Origin of the sequence: Pseudoalteromonas sp. BSi20439, from assembly GCF_000241165.1 — a bacterium.
GTDB lineage: Bacteria > Pseudomonadota > Gammaproteobacteria > Enterobacterales > Alteromonadaceae > Pseudoalteromonas.
The window spans coordinates 1-16,004 of record NZ_BADW01000204.1; the positions used below are offsets into that span (position 1 = coordinate 1).

Here is a 16,004-nt window from a genome sequence, read left to right on the forward strand (position 1 = left end):
AGTAATGCTGTTATAAAATTGCACAAATTAGGCTAATGATAAAACCCAACAGTTACTTAACATTACCCAAAGGTATAACAACATTTTGCAACTATTCTCTTTAAATACGATTAAAAGAAAGTTAATCTTAATAAGTGGTTAAAAACATTATTTCAACTGATCTGTAGGGATATAAAGTCAGTATTAAATCTGTAATTCCCCTAGCTTACCTATAAAAAAGGACTATATAGTGAGATTTGAACAATTAGAACAGTTTGTAGCACTTGGCCTACTTCGTCATTTTAGGCAAGCTGCTGAACAAACCCAAATTAGCACATCTGCATTAACCCGTAGCATTCAAACTCTTGAAACGGAGCTTGGCTACGAACTAGTTACCCGCTCTACTCGCTCGGTTAAATTAACTCAAGCAGGGGAGCTTTTCCTCGACTTTGCTAAAAATACGCTCAATGAGTTAGAGCAAATAAAACACCGCGCTTTTCAATCAATTAATGGCACTGAAGAGAAAAAACTGGTCATTGGTTACACCACAACAACCAGCAGCATAGTGCCAATTACCTGCGGCGAATTTTTGAGTCAGTACCCGCATATTAAAATTGAGATGCAGCTGCAAAACAAAACTGAGCTTCATAGAAAGTTACTTCAAGGGGAAATTGACATTAGTGTATGCTCGCAAATAGTCAATAGCATTGGTAGCGATATACAATTACCTGATCAACTTATTTTATTTTGTTCAAAACAACACCCTTTAGCAAATAAAAGCGATATTAGTAAAAAAGAGCTCGAAAGCTATCCAATGTTCAGTTGTTTTTCGCAGTCAAAACAAGTGCAATCAATGCTTAATGAAGTAATAGACTCGTTAAATAAAGTTTCAACTATTAAAGTAGGTAGTATCGAGCAGGTAATGGCTGGACTTGAAAAGTCAGATCATTTTGCTATTGCAGGTATTGAACACACCAGCTCTGTGGCAGAAAACCATAACTTAATCCAGCTTAAAACGAATAACGATATTAGCCATGAACAACTTGTGGTGCAAACAAGCCAGCAAATAGAGGCAGGTGAGCATGTTGACCACCTACTCTCGCTAATTAAGAAGGTTTCAAGAGCATAAAAAATGACTCCATGCGTTTTATAACAACTATAAATTAGTGGCATTAAAGTTTTTTTTCACTACACTAACGCTCCCTTATATTATGACTAGCGTTAATGAATAACTTTACAGCTGCTGAAATTTACCTAGAGCACATTGAAACGCATGGCTATGCCATTATTGAAAACGCCATTGATAGTGACTTAATATCTGAGTTGATGGCTGATTGCTATAGAATAAATCCTCACTTTAGCCTTGCCGGTATTGGACGATTAAACAATTTACAAATTGATGATTCCGTTCGTAAAGATAAAACCTACTGGTTTGATGGCAGCTCAAATGCACAGCTTAGCTATCAACAAATAATGGAAGCTGTTCGCACTACCCTTAATCGTAACTTTTTCATGGGCTTGTTTGATTATGAATGTCACTATGCAAAGTATACGCAGGGTGATTTTTACAAAAAACATGTAGATGCGTTCAAAGGTCGTTCAAATCGAGTTTTTACCACCGTATTGTATTTAAACTCTCCTAAGAAAGGCGGAGAGCTGGTTATTTACAAGCCAAAAAGTAAAGACATAGAAGTGGTTATAAAACCCACTGCAGGCACTTTGGTATTATTTGAAAGCGAACGCTTTGTGCATGAAGTACTTCCGGCTTTTGATAACCGCTATTCGATTGCTGGTTGGTTCAGAAAAAATGCGTCAATTAGTGGTATTATCGACCCACCCCGTTAAGAAAAAACGGGGTAAGAAAATAATAAGCCTATAAATACAGTAAGTCCCACATAATGATTATTCAAAAACGCTTTAAAACAGGCATCTCGTTGACGTAAATGAATCAAACGCTGTTGATACACAAGTAACATTGCTGCAACAGCTAGTCCCAACCAAAAACTAAATCCTATTTGATTCATCAACCCAATTAAAACCATCAACGCAAAAAAGCTAAAGTTAAGTAGCGCTATAATATGGCGGTCATAACTGGCGAATAAAATAGCGGTTGATTTTACTCCTATTTTTAAATCATCGTCTCTATCAACCATGGCATACATAGTGTCGTAAGCCACCGTCCAGCAAATATTGGCAATAAATAGCAACCATGCCTGCACGGGTAAAGAGTTTATTGATGCCATAAAAGCCATTGGGATTGCCCAACCAAAAGCCGCGCCCAATACAACTTGAGGAAGTTGCGTGTAACGTTTCATAAAGGGATAACAAAACGCTAATCCAAGTGCACCAAACGATAACAAAATAGTATTGGTATTAAGCAATAATACTAATATAAAAGCGATGACAACGAGTAATAAAAACAAACTAATTGCTTCGCCACTACTTACCGCTCCGGTCGCTAGCGGCCGCTGACAAGTACGCTTTACTGAGCCATCTATTTTCCTGTCAGCAAAATCATTGATAACGCATCCTGCGCTACGCATAACTATTACCCCAAGGGTAAACACAATGAAGTTTGTTAGGCTTGGTATCCCTTCATTTGCTATCCACAGCGCCCAATAAGTTGGCCAAAGTAATAATAAGGTGCCTATGGGCTTATCTATTCGCATTAACTGGATGTAATAGGGAATATGATTAACAGACAAAGCGGCTAGTTTCATGAGTATAAGTAAGCTCCTGGTAAAAAAACCTCACAGACCAAAAATTGATAGTTATGTAAAGAAAATACGCTGCGTCTGCCCAGTAAAGAGCGATTCGGTAAATTAAGTTCGCTCACCAGTGATTGCAATGGGTGATTATCATCAAAGCGAGCAATTTCAATATCAGCGCGCTTTAACGCAGGGTCTTGAAAGATAACATCACCCAACGGACGTTCACCCATATTATGCAGCTGATTATTTGTATTGTTGTTTGATATTGGCAACCAGCTTTGAGCATATACAACTGGTTTGTCATCACACAACAGTAACACTTCACGGTTAAGTACTGTACTTACCTGCTCACTTAATAGCGTTTGCTGTGATTGCGAAAGGTCTACTTTTTGCTCACTCAACACTTTTACAGCAAAACGCTGAGACTGACTTTTTAATTTAGCCGTTAAAGAATGCGGTTCAAATAACCACTCTTTCTCAGCGTTAGATAAGCCAGTTACTTGAGTGGTACTCTGCCAATCAGCAGATAAAGAAAGAGGAAAAGTAATCACAATAACTCCACTTGAAAAAAATCAAAGAGATCATAACATTGCCAACGAATTTGAAAAAGCGCGATTTACTCAATACCAAGCACACCCTGTTATTATAAAAAGCTAATCAGCATTTGACTCTCGCTATTGCCTATCCCAAACTTGAATCCAGAGTACTTTTACAAACACAACAAATAACAGCATCTTGCTGTATCTTATTTACTAATAAGTATAAACTATTTGTAACCAGTTTACGGAAACGCTTTTGAAATGAAAAAAACAGTATTTACAGGCCTTTTTATTCTTCTAGTCAGCTTAACTAGCTTATCGGCACGTGCTGAGTCTACTGTCGGTTATTTTGGGTTTGAGCCAGACATTATTACTAATTACATTGGCCCATCGAGTAAAAAAATGGGCTATGTACGTGTCACTGTTGATTTAATGCTTAATAAAACATCAGATATTGCAATCGTGGAACACCACACGCCGTTACTTCGTGATGCGTTAGTAGAGATATTATCTAAAGAGCCTGAAAACAAAATAAAGTCTTTAACAGGGCGTGAGCAAATTCGCCTTAAAAGCGCAGAAAAACTAAAGAGCCTTCTTAAAGAAGAAACAGGACATGAGATCATCCGTGATCTCTTATTTACTAAATATTTATATCATTAGGCACTTTTTGTTTTAAAAAGCTGAGCGGTATAGGCAAAAGCCATACCGCTAACGAGCCCACCTAAGTGTGCCCAATTAGCCATTCCAACAAATAATACATCTGCAAAACCAAGTACTAACCATACCAGCATAAATCCAACAATTGCAGTTGTAACCAGTGCAGGCTGTTTAGGGTTAAGGGTGCTGTAAATCCAACAAAAGCCTAACAACCCATATACAACACCGCTAAGCCCACCAAAGTTAGGCCCGACCATTAAGTACTGTGCCCAATTACTTATTAAAGCGGTAACTAAAAAAAGTCCGATTAAACTCGACTTACCACATTGCTTTTCAATATTGTCACCCAGTGAAACCCACCAAATTAGATTAAACACGATATGCATGGCGCTAAAATGCACAATAGCCGGGGTTAACCAAGTAAGTGGTGACGCAGGGTTAAACTGCAACGCCATGTAAATAGGTTCAAACGCACCAAATAAAAAGGCAATATAAACAATAATACTGAGAATACTAACGCTCTGATTAAGCCAACTTAAGGCTTTAAACCGCGCGACTAAATTAAGCGACTGGCCTTGATATTTTAATGGTGATTGCGTGCTGCCTACTTGCCATGACGCTTGTTGATAACGTTCATGATTAGGGTTTTTAGCAAATTCATTCCACAACGGTTGCACCGCATGAAAGTCCTCAGGCGCCACACTAATGACAAGCGTATGGCCATCCTCAGTACGAATTTGCCCGCTAAACCCTTGGCTTTTTAAGTAATCTATAAAGCCCTGTGCAGCACGGGGGTTAGTTAGGCTGCCTAGCTCTATCATCGTGATACTTTATCTTTGTAAGCGGCTTCCCATGCAGTAAAACCGCCATCCATACTGTAAACATCTTCAAAGCCTTGCTCTACTAAGTAGCTGGCAGCGCCTTGTGAGCTCATACCGTGATAACAGACAATAATAATCGGCTGGTCAAACTCCTTTTCCATCATAAATTGGGCAATATTCGCATTAGATAATGCCTCTGAACCCGGAATATGACCCGCTTGATAAGAATTAGGATCGCGAATATCAGCAATCACTACATCTTCTTTATCGAGTAGTTCAAGGGTTTGTGCGATTGATATATGTTTAAATGCCATAGTACTCTCTTATAATTACAAAAAAGGCGACAAATGCCGCCTTTAATTCTCTTAACAAGGGGTAATTAATCCCAGTTAAGAATTACTTTACCCGATTGGCCTGAAATCATCATATCAAAGCCAGCTTGGAAGTCATCTATTGAATACTGATGAGTAATAATTGGTTTTAAATCAAGCCCTGATTGAATCAAACTGGCCATTTTGTACCAAGTTTCAAACATCTCACGACCGTAAATACCTTTGATCACTAAGCCTTTAAAAATAACTTGATTCCAATCGACCGCCATATCTGAAGGTGGAATTCCCAACATGGCAATTTTGCCGCCATGATTCATGTTATTTAGCATGGCATTAAATGCACTTGGTACACCTGACATCTCTAGGCCAATATCAAAGCCTTCAGTCATGCCCAGCTCTTTAGCTACATCTTCAAGCTTTTCATTCGCGACGTTTACAGCACGCGTTGCGCCCATTTTACGTGCTAAGTCTAGGCGGTATTCATTTACATCAGTAATAACCACATGGCGTGCACCCACATGCTTAGCCACAGCTGCAGCCATAATACCAATTGGGCCAGCACCGGTGATCAAGACATCTTCACCGACTAAATCGAACGATAAAGCCGTGTGTACTGCATTGCCAAATGGGTCAAAAATAGAGGCAAGTTCATCGCTAATATTATCTGGGATTTTAAACGCATTAAATGCAGGAATCACTAAATACTCTGCAAATGCGCCTTCGCGGTTTACACCGACCCCTGTTGTATTACGACATAAGTGAACGCGCCCAGCACGACAGTTACGACAATGGCCACAGGTTATATGACCTTCACCTGATACACGGTCGCCAATCTCAAAACCACGCACCTCTTGGCCCATGTCGATTACTTCACCCACGTATTCGTGGCCAACCACCATAGGCGTCGGTATGGTGTTTTGTGCCCACTCATCCCACTTATAAATATGCACATCGGTGCCACAAATAGCCGTTTTACGAATCTTAATTAACAGATCGTTATGACCCACTTCAGGCTTTGGTGCATCTGTCATCCAAATGCCTGGCTCTGCTTTTAACTTTGATAATGCTTTCATAATTCACACTCAATTAAAAAATCGCGACTTCAGCCGCGATTTAACAAGAAAATTAAATAACACCAATCTCTTTACCAATACGGGTAAATGCTGCAATGGCTGTATCAAGCTGTTCTTTGCTGTGCGCTGCAGAGATTTGGGTACGAATACGCGCCTGCCCTTTTGGTACAACAGGGAATGAAAAGCCGGTTACATAAATCCCTTCAGCCAATAGCTTATCAGCCATAAGTGACGCTACTTTGGCGTCTCCTAGCATCACAGGAATAATCGCATGATCTTTACCTGCACAGGTAAAACCAGCCGCTTCCATTTGCTCACGGAAGTATTTAGCATTTGACCATAGCTTAGCGCGAAGCTCACCGCCATTTTCAAGCATTTCTAACACTTTAATTGACGCCGTTACAATTGAAGGCGCTAATGAATTTGAGAATAAGTAAGGACGAGAACGCTGACGTAACCATTCAACAATTTCTTTTTTACCTGAGGTATAACCACCCGAGGCTCCACCTAGTGCTTTACCTAAGGTACCAGTAATAATATCAACACGATCAAGCACGTTGCAGTATTCAGGTGTACCTTTACCGTTTTCGCCAACAAAACCAACTGCATGTGAGTCATCAACCATAACAAGTGCATCGTATTTATCAGCTAAGTCGCATACAGCTTCTAAGTTACAAATAACGCCATCCATTGAGAACACGCCATCGGTTGCAATTAATTTAGTTTTAGCACCGGCTTCATCGGCTGCGATTAATTGCTTTTCTAAATCAGCCATATCGTTATTTGCATAACGGAAACGTTTTGCTTTACATAAACGTACCCCATCAATAATAGAAGCATGGTTTAATGAATCAGAAATAATCGCATCGTCTGCACCTAATATGGTTTCAAACAACCCCGTATTGGCATCAAAACATGATGAGTACAAAATGGTGTCTTCAGTTTCTAAAAATTGACTGATTTTTTTCTCGAGCGTTTTATGAATATCTTGTGTACCACAAATGAAACGCACAGACGCTACACCAAAGCCATGGTCATCTAAGCCTTGTTGCGCCGCTTTAATAAGCTCTGGGCTGTTAGCTAAACCTAAGTAGTTGTTAGCACAAAAATTAATAACTTTTTCGCCTGATGCCACTTCAATTTGAGCTTGCTGCTGCGAAGTGATAACACGTTCATTCTTGTACAAACCTTCCGCTTTAACGTCTTCGATTTGCTGTTGTAATTGGCTAAAAAAAGCAGATGCTCTCATCTGTGATCTCCATTTGGTTGAACGGGTTAAACAGCAGACGTGTTGCTGCTATTTATAATGCGGGTATTGTAAAAGTTTAAGCGCCAAATTGCACTGTTTGTCATTCGTCGCAAATTACCTAACTGGCAGGAAAAGCTGCCAGTTTACAGGCTTGAGGTGTGTACTACGTTAGATCAGCAAACAAAGCCGGAAGGTCGTTGATTGAGTCACAAACATAGTCAGCAAAATTTACAGCTTTGTCATCAAATTTTTGCCCTGAACGTACCAGTACTTTGGTACGTACATTAGCGCTAATGGCAGCGTGCATGTCACCTAATTTGTCACCCACCATCACACTAAGCGCAGGGTTGATATGATGATCTTCTATTCCTTGAAGTAACATGCCAGGCGCTGGTTTTCTGCAATCGCACTCTTTTAAATAATCTGGTAATGCGTTTTTAGGATGATGAGGACAAAAATAAACGTCCGTAATTTCAATTTGATGAGCGCTAAACTGCGCTTTCATCCACTCGCTAAGTGTTAAAAATTCGCTCTCAGAATAATAACCACGGCCAATGCCTGACTGATTAGTCACTATAATTATTTTATAGCCCGCATCATAAAACGCTTTGCATGTTGAAAACACACCGTCTATAAATTCAAACTCTTCGCTTTTAAACACATAACCATGATCAACATTTACTACGCCATCACGATCTAAAAAAAGCGCCTTGTTAGTGTTCTCTTGATTCATAACAGCGACTCTTTTTTAACAACATGATCAAACATTTGTTTTACTGCATCGGTGGTTATTTGGCTCATTAAATCATCGCCTTTAACACGAGTACCCCAAGGCAATTGCTCGGCGATTTTACCTGTTTGCTTTACTAAGTTTTGATGGTAAACCTCAACAACATAGTCTTGGTATAAATAAGGCCCCGTACGCGCAGGGTTTGAATGCGCATATAAACCAATAACGGGCGTACCCACAGTCACCGCCATATGAGCTGGGCCTGTATCGGGCGCAAGTACTAAGCTTGCCCGTTTAAGTAAGCACAATAATTCTTTGAGTTTTGTTTTACCCACCAAGTTCAGAATGGGTGAATCAGAGTGTTTAATGATGTTATTTGCTAAATTAATTTCCAGTTCAGTCGGTCCACCAGTTAATACTATTTTAAACCCCTGTGTATGTGCATAATCCGCAAGCGCAGCATAGCGATCGGCTAACCAGTTACGCTGTGCTTTACTTGCTGCTGGCGAAATAACAAATAGCTTATTTGATAAATAATCGTCACCTAACAGCTCATCAGCTTTAGCTTGATCTTTGTTGGTAAAGGGCATATTCCATACAGGGACATAATCATCAACACCAATCGCTTGGGCAAAGCCTTTAAATCCCTCTAAAACATGCGCCTGAGATTGGGCTTTAATGCGTTTATTAATAAATAAACTATGTAGCTCTTTTGAACGAGCCCAGTCAAAACCAATTTTAACTTTGGCAGGAATACAGCGAGCAACAAAACCTGCTCTTAAAGCCACTTGCATATTAAGCAGTACGTCAAAACACTGCCCTTTAAAGGTTTGCTTTAACTGTTTCAGTGCCGCTTTACCTTGTTTTTTATCAAATACAACAAGCTCAACGCCTGGTAAGTCAGCTAACAGCATCGCCTCGACCTTACCTATAACCCATGTAATTTTGGCATTTGGGTGTGCTTTTTGAATAGCTTGTACCGCACTTACTGCATGGCATACATCACCAATAGCAGAAAGACGTAAAATACAAATTGAAGTGTAAGTAGGCGCTGAAGTCACACGTTTCCTTGGAGGTAAAATAATAAAACCTGATCTTAAATTATAATCGCGTCATTGCAAGTACTTATCCTTAGCGTTAAAACACGTTAATATGTGCACATATTAACGCGAACCCTATGAGCTATGTTTAATCAACACGTCAAAAATAACCATGTCATTTTGAGCCATCCTCAATATAGCAGCCAGATAGAGTTAGATTGGTTTGAGCCCAATTTCTGGCAGCAACAGCAAAAAATTGTTGGCGCTAAAAAGGGACGTGCAACCGCATGGTTTTTTAAACACGCAGATTTAACGGCTGTGTTGCGCCATTATTGGCGTGGCGGCCTAATAGGAAAACTACTTAGTGACCAATATTTATATTGGGGACTAGAGCAAACGCGTGTTTATCAAGAATTTAGCTTAATGACTCGATTAATAGAGTTAGGCTTAAATGTACCAAAGCCTATTGCAGCTAAAGTGAGTCGCTATGGCTTCATTTACCGAGGTGATATTATTACTGAAGCGGTTAGCGGCGCTAAAAGTATATTAGATATACTGATTGAACGCACATTGAGTGAAGCTGAGATAAAAAAAATAGCACAAACTATTGCCCAATTTCATAGTAAAGGGGTTTATCACGCTGATTTAAATATTAATAATATTTTATTTGATGACTCTGGTGATGTTTACATTATCGACTTTGACCGTGGCGAAATAAAAGTTCCCCATAAAAAATGGCAACAAAGCAATATGTCTCGCTTACAGCGCTCCTTTTTAAAAGAGCAAAGCCGCAATAGCAACTTTCATTGGCAGCAAAACGATTGGCAGCGTTTAGATAAACACTATCGTGACGGGTTAACCCAATAAAAACTAGTTTGCTAATGCTAAGTATTGCTCTGTTACCCTATCGGCACACACTTTTTCTAAAATAGCTGCTTTGCCTACATTTGGGTTATCTGCGAGCACTTGCTTAACTGCCAGCACAAGCTTTTCGCTTTGACCAATTGGTACTAAATATTTGCTTAACTCACCTGTAAGTATTTCACTTGGACCATGAGGACACTCAGTACTGACAACTGGTGTTCCTACAGCCAAAGCCTCAACTAACACATTACCAAATCCTTCAAAGTCTGAGCTTAACAACAAAGCCTTAGCCTGCTTAATCCAATTATAAGGATTTTGTTCAAATCCAGGTACAATAAGTTGATTTTCAATTCCGTATTGTTTGGCTAACTTAAACGCTTTCTCTTTTTTATTACACAACAATACCAATTTATATTTTTTATCTAATTTGGCAAATGTGTCAAACAGAACATCGTGACGTTTTTGTTTAGCAAAACGTCCCACATGAATCAAGTAAGGTGTATCTGGTATATTAATATTTGATTCATTAGCTTGCTCATTAATTTCTTTAAAATTAAAGGGGTTATAAATAGTTGTTATAGCACTTGGACTAATTAAGTTGCCTTGCTTTATTTCTTCTTCAACCCCTTTAGAAACACAAATCAATGATTTACCATTTAAGTTTTGTTTGCTTTTTTTAAGATATAAATATGAAAGCGGACCTAGTTTTTTTTGCCTAGCGAGCTCTGCATTAACTGAGTTATGAACAACAAAATGGATATTTTCTATTTTACTTTTTGCTAATAAGTTATTACTACGATCTAAATTAGAAAGTACTAAATCAATAGAACCAAGTTGAAGTAGCTTTTGTTCAAACCATGCTTCTAATACTTTAACATTCTTTTTTATCTGCCAAAATCGATCAACTTTTGTTGCTCGACCTGAAAATAAACTTTCAACAGATAAGGGGTTTGGAATGTCATATTCAATATTTTGCGCCAATGACAAAATAGTCACATTGTGGGCTTTTGATACCATTTCCTGCGCCAAAGTAAGCATTACTTTTTCAGCGCCACCACCAACGAGAGAGTCAATTACAATAACAATATTCATAGCTTACTTCCTATTAACAACGCTTGTACTCCTTTGGTTATAACATCAAAGCTATGCACATTTTCTAACGACTCGTATTGGCCTACTGTATTATTATAATTTGGTTCCAAAAGTAGCTCTTTTATTTTTTGGGTAATATCTAAAATATCAAGCTCAGCCTCTTTAACAACACCGGTACTCGCACAACGAACAACTCGCTCATTTTGATCTTTTGAAATAGCACATGCTATCGTTGGCGTTTGTAAAGTAATGGCTTGAAGTAAAGTATCGCCCGCGCTTAATAATGCCACCTTAGCCTGACTTAGTAAGGCTAAAAATTCAGTCCCCTCTTGGCTTGGCAAACAAATTAACTCATCGCTTTTAGGTAACGACTTAGTGTAATTAGGACCAAACACCACAACCCCTTTTAAACCTGTTTCTTTCGCAATATTCAGTGCTGCTTTATAGTAGATATCAGCACAGTTTTGGCCATTAAGGGTGTGCCCACCAGAACCTGCGTTAACAATAAAGAATTCTTTCTCTTTCAATTGATAACGGGTTAGTGCATCGGATTTTTGTTGCGCTGATGCAAACACTGTAAATGGCCCAACATTAGCAGGATAGGCCAGAGACAACATGCTCAATTTTAGCTTTTCATACCACGAAAGAGGTTCAATACAGTAATCAGGCTGAACCACCCAATGAGTATCAATAAGGCCCGCTCTATTAAGCTTTAAACCTTTTGCTCGCTTTTTTGCATGCTGTGAAATAAAAACAACTTTAGCACCCACTTTTTTTGCAGCTTTCATTTGCTCAGCGCGTCCTGCACAATCAAATAGCACCGCATCTGGTTTGTATTGCTTAATAAACTGACATACATGCGTATTTTCTTTTGTTGCCGATTGATTTAACAATAAGGTAGGAAATGGGCAGTTTTTAGCATAAGCCGTGTGCTTATTTAAAATGAAATGAATATCTAACGAATTGCCGTACTCCGAGGTAAGGGAATGAGCTAGCTGTAACGAGCGCATATATTCACCAATACCTTCAGGCGATGACACGGGAATAAATAAAAGTCGTTTGTTGCTCATTACCATCTCTTTTTTTTCTTTGCAGCGAGTATATCAACGAGATCATTTTTCCGATAGAGCTACAATGTTTTAATCTAATCTATAGTGGCATTTTAAATTTATCTTGGTTGATTTAATTACTGCAATAGAGAGCGTAGATTGCTAAACTTGTCGGCAATTTCAATCATAAGGATCTGAGCTTTGCGAAACAAAATTTTTATACTTTCTTCGCTTTTTTGTGCCGTAACTACAACCGTAAATGCTGAACCTTGGGTAAAGCCTGATGACTATGGTCTTAGGGCAGATATACAACAGCTTGCCGATGCAGGTATAATTTTAGCGCCAGTAACAACGTACCCATTAATGTGGAAAAGCTTTATTAATGATGTTAACAATACTTCGTTAGAACAATTACCCCCTCAACTGCAAGATGCGTTATTACGTGTAAAACATCGTTATAAGTCAGAAAATAGCGGTTCGCATAGTGTACAGCTTTCGGCATTTGCCAGCTCAGATCCTCTTGTAGCCACTAGCTTTGGTGCCACCAATAGCCAAGAATCAGAGTTAACTGCTGCCTACGCTTATTTAGGACATAACTTTGCAGCTAAAATAGCGATTAATCATCGTAATGATGGCAAAAAATGCTTAGTCGACGGTAAAACAACTGATGATATAGCTCAAAACGAGCAAGCACTAACTGACTGCAATGATACCTCTCTAGATGACAGCTATTTAGCGTATCGTATGGGTAATTGGATTGTAAGAGCGGGTGCCATTGAGCAATTTTGGGGTCCGGGTGTTGATAACAGCTTAATTATGTCTGGTAATGCAAAACCTTTACCTGCCATTAGTATTTCTCGTGAACAAAGCAGTGCCTTTGAAACACCTTGGTTAAGTTGGATTGGTCAGTGGGGGTTTACTGCACAAATGGCTAAGCTGGAATCAACCCGCGTTATTCCTGATGCGTTATTGTGGAGCACTCGGGTTAACTTTCGCCCCGTTCAACAATTAGAAATAGCACTGAGCTGGTCAGCACAATGGGCTGGTAAGGGACAACCAAGCTCGGCTAGTGATTTTATTGATATGATTGCCGGTGATACAAAATGTGTTGATGGCACTTCTAATTGTGATAGCCAGTTAGAGTCAAAAATAGGTAATCAATTAGCTGGTATTGATATTCGTTGGTCAGATACATTATTTAATCAACCTTATGCCGTTTATGCCAGTACGATTGGTGAAGATGCGAGCTCACAGTTTAAACCAGCTGATAGAGCGTACTTATTTGGCTTACAAACAACACATCGTGTTTACGAGCAGAATTTACTAGTCAACTTAGAATACATTGATACAGGTGTGTCTTGCTCTGCGGGGTCAACGACCGAAAATTGCTATTATGAGCACACTGATTACCAATCAGGGTATCGTTACCATGGTCGCCCTATCGGCTCTACCTATGATAATGATGCTCAATCACTAGTATTAACCGTACTTGGGCAACTCTCAAGCGGAACTGACTGGCAAGTAAAATTACGTGATATTGACTACAACAGCGACAACCGTGACCGTTACCCAAATAACCCAGACTTAGGTAACTCGATTACCAAAACAGCATTTAGCTCTAAACAGCTTGAAGTACGTTACAGAATGCTTGCCATGGGGGGGCGCTTTACCCTTGGCGGACTTGCCTCTAATAACGATGGAGCAGAAAACGATACGTCTGCATTTGCAAAGTTCGAATATAACTTTTAGTTTTGTAAGTATAAAAAAGGGGATAAACCAAAGTTTATCCCCTTTTTTATTTCACTAACTAGCTAGCTTTTAATTTGCTAATCACTTTTGATGTAGAGCAACCATCTAAAAACTCAAGCACTTCTACTTTTCCGCCATGACGCAACACATGCTCGGCACCAGCAATTTGCTCAACAGTGTAATCACCACCTTTAACAAGAATATCTGGGCTAATTTGCTCAATTAGCTTTGCTGGAGTGTCATTTTCAGCCTCACTGCCAAACGGAATAACCCAATCAACTGAGGCTAATGCACTTAAAACCATAGCACGCTCATCTAATGGGTTAATTGGGCGCTCAGGGCCTTTTAAACGGGCAATGGATTCATCGTTATTTAAACCAACCACTAATCTATCACCACGCGCTTTAGCTTGCGCTAAATAGCGCACATGGCCTGCATGCAAAATATCAAAACAACCATTAGTAAATACAATGGTTTCTCCATTTTGCTTTGCAAATTCAATATGTTGTAATACATCATCAAATGGGGTTTGATAATGCTCGCCAGTGGCTTGTAAGTATTGGCCTAACTTGCGGCTCAACTCTTCAGGAGAAACCGTAGCCGCTCCCAATTTACTTACTGCAATACCTGCAGCTAAGTTTGCAATTTCGACTGCATCTTTGGCGGTCATACCCGCACCTAGCATTACAGCTAATGTAGCAATAACAGTATCGCCCGCACCGGTTACATCACTTACTTCGAGTTGTTGCGCTGCAAAGTCATGCTTTTGCGTTGCATCAATTAGCGACATACCTTGTTCTGAGCGTGTTAGTAGCATGGCGTTAATACCCGCATCACTAATCAGGGTACGCGCGCTGCTAGCAAGCAACTCTTCTGAACCAACCTGACCACCCGCTAATTTAAACTCATTTAAATTAGGGGTTATGTAATCAGCTCCACGGTACAACTCTAAATCAGATGATTTAGGGTCAACAAGCACGGTTTTACCTGCATCTTTAGCAACCGAAATCATTTTTTGGATTAGCGCGAGTGAGCCCTTGTTGTAATCAGAAAATACAATAAAGTCGTAATCACTCAGCACCAGCTCTAATCGATTTAATAACAACTGGCTATGAGACTCATTAAAAGCCTCTTCTAAATCTAAACGCACAACTTGTTGATGACGACTGATCACCCGCATTTTAGAAATAGTCGGCAAATCGCATACACTCACAAGCTGTGAATTTATTTTTTCACCCTCTAGAATGTTTTCTAAAATTTGTCCGCTTTCATCCTCGCCAATTAGGCCAAGTAAACCCACTTTGCCATCTAGTCGGGCTATATTTTTAGCCACATTGGCGGCACCACCGGCTTTGTCTTCAAATTTACTGACTTTTACAACGGGTACTGGTGCCTCCGGCGAAATACGGCCAGAATCACCATACCAGTAGCGGTCGAGCATAACGTCACCAACCACTAAAATACGCGCTGCTGATAAGTTTTTTAATAGCGATAAATCCATTACTGCTGCTCCGCAACAACCATATCCATGGCTTCACACAGCCAATGGCCAATAAACATGTGTGCCTCTTGAATACGGGCTGTTTCATCATTTTTAATAATAATAGGTAACTTGGCGATGTCTTTTACTTTACCTCCATCGCGACCTGTAAATGCAACAGTGAATGCTCCTATTTTATTAGCGGCTTCTAACGCTAAATTAATATTATTACTGGTGCCCGATGTAGTTAAGCCAATTACGATATCTTCAGGTTTACATAGCGCCTGAACTTGGCGTTCAAATACTGTGTCAAAATGATAGTCATTACTGTGCGCTGTTAAAATAGAGGTGTCTGTGGTGAGAGCAATAGACGCTAACGGTCCTCGCTCTAACTTATAACGTACCACAAACTCTGCAGCCAAATGCTGAGCATCAGCCGCACTGCCGCCATTACCAAACCAAACAACCTTACCACCAGCCTGTAAAGCACTATGACATGCTTCTAACAACTGCATTACCTCTTGATGATACGCCTCCATGGTTTCGAACAATACTTGGTGACGATTTAAACTTTCTAGGTAGCTAGTTGCCACTGAATCTATAATTGACATGAGATATTCCTCTTGGAACTGAAATGGC

At 39.6% G+C, this 16,004-nt stretch carries 17 protein-coding genes; 5 read left to right on the top strand and 12 right to left on the bottom strand.

Annotation, left to right across the window (positions count from 1 at the left end; translation table 11 throughout):
* The first annotated feature begins 229 nt into the window (after positions 1–229).
* Together P20439_RS15530 and P20439_RS15535 are read left to right on the top strand one after the other, a co-directional pair.
* A complete protein-coding gene (locus tag P20439_RS15530; protein WP_008468191.1) occupies positions 230–1,108 on the top strand; it encodes a LysR family transcriptional regulator in 879 nt (292 codons plus the stop codon).
* A gap of 95 nt (positions 1,109–1,203) precedes the next feature.
* A complete protein-coding gene (locus P20439_RS15535; protein WP_008468193.1) occupies positions 1,204–1,824 on the top strand; it encodes a 2OG-Fe(II) oxygenase in 621 nt (206 codons plus the stop codon).
* Here P20439_RS15535 and ubiA read toward each other — a convergent pair.
* The gene (ubiA, locus tag P20439_RS15540) at positions 1,821–2,699 is read right to left on the bottom strand and encodes a 4-hydroxybenzoate octaprenyltransferase (protein ID WP_008468194.1); all 879 of its coding nucleotides are present in this window, start codon (positions 2,697–2,699) and stop codon (positions 1,821–1,823) included. The genes P20439_RS15535 and ubiA overlap by 4 nt on opposite strands.
* Positions 2,696–3,241, bottom strand: a complete 546-nt coding sequence (locus P20439_RS15545) for a chorismate lyase (RefSeq protein WP_008468196.1) — start codon at positions 3,239–3,241, stop codon at positions 2,696–2,698. Before P20439_RS15545 ends, ubiA begins: the two co-directional genes overlap by 4 nt.
* Positions 3,242–3,490: 249 nt before the next feature.
* Between P20439_RS15545 and P20439_RS15550 the strand changes: the two genes are divergently transcribed.
* Positions 3,491–3,889 carry a flagellar basal body-associated protein FliL gene (locus P20439_RS15550; RefSeq protein WP_008468199.1) on the top strand — a complete coding sequence of 133 codons (399 nt, stop codon included), beginning with the start codon at positions 3,491–3,493 and terminating at the stop codon, positions 3,887–3,889.
* Here P20439_RS15550 and glpG read toward each other — a convergent pair.
* The 6 genes from glpG to P20439_RS15580 form a co-directional block, all read right to left on the bottom strand.
* Positions 3,886–4,707 (bottom strand): rhomboid family intramembrane serine protease GlpG, encoded by an 822-nt coding sequence (gene glpG / locus P20439_RS15555; RefSeq protein WP_008468200.1) that lies wholly within the window; start codon positions 4,705–4,707, stop codon positions 3,886–3,888. The genes P20439_RS15550 and glpG overlap by 4 nt on opposite strands.
* Positions 4,704–5,021 (bottom strand): thiosulfate sulfurtransferase GlpE, encoded by a 318-nt coding sequence (gene glpE / locus P20439_RS15560; protein WP_008468201.1) that lies wholly within the window; start codon positions 5,019–5,021, stop codon positions 4,704–4,706. The genes glpG and glpE overlap by 4 nt, the downstream gene beginning before the upstream one ends.
* A 65-nt stretch (positions 5,022–5,086) precedes the next feature.
* The gene (tdh, locus tag P20439_RS15565; protein ID WP_008468202.1) at positions 5,087–6,112 is read right to left on the bottom strand and encodes an L-threonine 3-dehydrogenase; all 1,026 of its coding nucleotides are present in this window, start codon (positions 6,110–6,112) and stop codon (positions 5,087–5,089) included.
* A gap of 52 nt (positions 6,113–6,164) precedes the next feature.
* Positions 6,165–7,361 (bottom strand): glycine C-acetyltransferase, encoded by a 1,197-nt coding sequence (locus P20439_RS15570; RefSeq protein WP_008468203.1) that lies wholly within the window; start codon positions 7,359–7,361, stop codon positions 6,165–6,167.
* Between the two features lie 163 nt (positions 7,362–7,524).
* A complete protein-coding gene (gene gmhB / locus P20439_RS15575) occupies positions 7,525–8,094 on the bottom strand; it encodes a D-glycero-beta-D-manno-heptose 1,7-bisphosphate 7-phosphatase (RefSeq protein WP_008115591.1) in 570 nt (189 codons plus the stop codon).
* The gene (locus tag P20439_RS15580) at positions 8,091–9,152 is read right to left on the bottom strand and encodes a glycosyltransferase family 9 protein (protein ID WP_008115590.1); all 1,062 of its coding nucleotides are present in this window, start codon (positions 9,150–9,152) and stop codon (positions 8,091–8,093) included. The genes gmhB and P20439_RS15580 overlap by 4 nt, the downstream gene beginning before the upstream one ends.
* 123 nt (positions 9,153–9,275) lie before the next feature.
* Here P20439_RS15580 and P20439_RS15585 point away from each other — a divergent pair, with 123 nt between their 5' ends.
* Complete coding sequence (locus tag P20439_RS15585; RefSeq protein WP_008468205.1) at positions 9,276–9,998, top strand: 3-deoxy-D-manno-octulosonic acid kinase; 723 nt, start codon at positions 9,276–9,278, stop codon at positions 9,996–9,998.
* A 3-nt stretch (positions 9,999–10,001) separates the two neighbouring features.
* On the opposite strand, the gene P20439_RS15590 is transcribed toward P20439_RS15585, so the two are convergent.
* Entirely contained in the window at positions 10,002–11,087 is a 1,086-nt protein-coding gene (locus tag P20439_RS15590) for a glycosyltransferase (RefSeq protein ID WP_008115587.1), read from the bottom strand.
* Positions 11,084–12,157 carry a hypothetical protein gene (locus P20439_RS15595; protein WP_008115586.1) on the bottom strand — a complete coding sequence of 358 codons (1,074 nt, stop codon included), beginning with the start codon at positions 12,155–12,157 and terminating at the stop codon, positions 11,084–11,086. The genes P20439_RS15590 and P20439_RS15595 overlap by 4 nt, the downstream gene beginning before the upstream one ends.
* Before the next feature lie 180 nt (positions 12,158–12,337).
* On the opposite strand from P20439_RS15595, the gene P20439_RS15600 reads away from it, so the two are divergent.
* Positions 12,338–13,885 carry a capsule assembly Wzi family protein gene (locus P20439_RS15600; protein WP_008115585.1) on the top strand — a complete coding sequence of 516 codons (1,548 nt, stop codon included), beginning with the start codon at positions 12,338–12,340 and terminating at the stop codon, positions 13,883–13,885.
* A gap of 58 nt (positions 13,886–13,943) precedes the next feature.
* On the opposite strand, the gene hldE is transcribed toward P20439_RS15600, so the two are convergent.
* On the bottom strand, positions 13,944–15,386 hold the full coding sequence (hldE, locus tag P20439_RS15605) for a bifunctional D-glycero-beta-D-manno-heptose-7-phosphate kinase/D-glycero-beta-D-manno-heptose 1-phosphate adenylyltransferase HldE (RefSeq protein WP_008115584.1): 1,443 nt from the start codon (positions 15,384–15,386) through the stop codon (positions 13,944–13,946).
* Complete coding sequence (locus tag P20439_RS15610; RefSeq protein ID WP_008115583.1) at positions 15,386–15,976, bottom strand: SIS domain-containing protein; 591 nt, start codon at positions 15,974–15,976, stop codon at positions 15,386–15,388. The genes hldE and P20439_RS15610 overlap by 1 nt, the downstream gene beginning before the upstream one ends.
* Positions 15,977–16,004 lie beyond the last annotated feature (28 nt).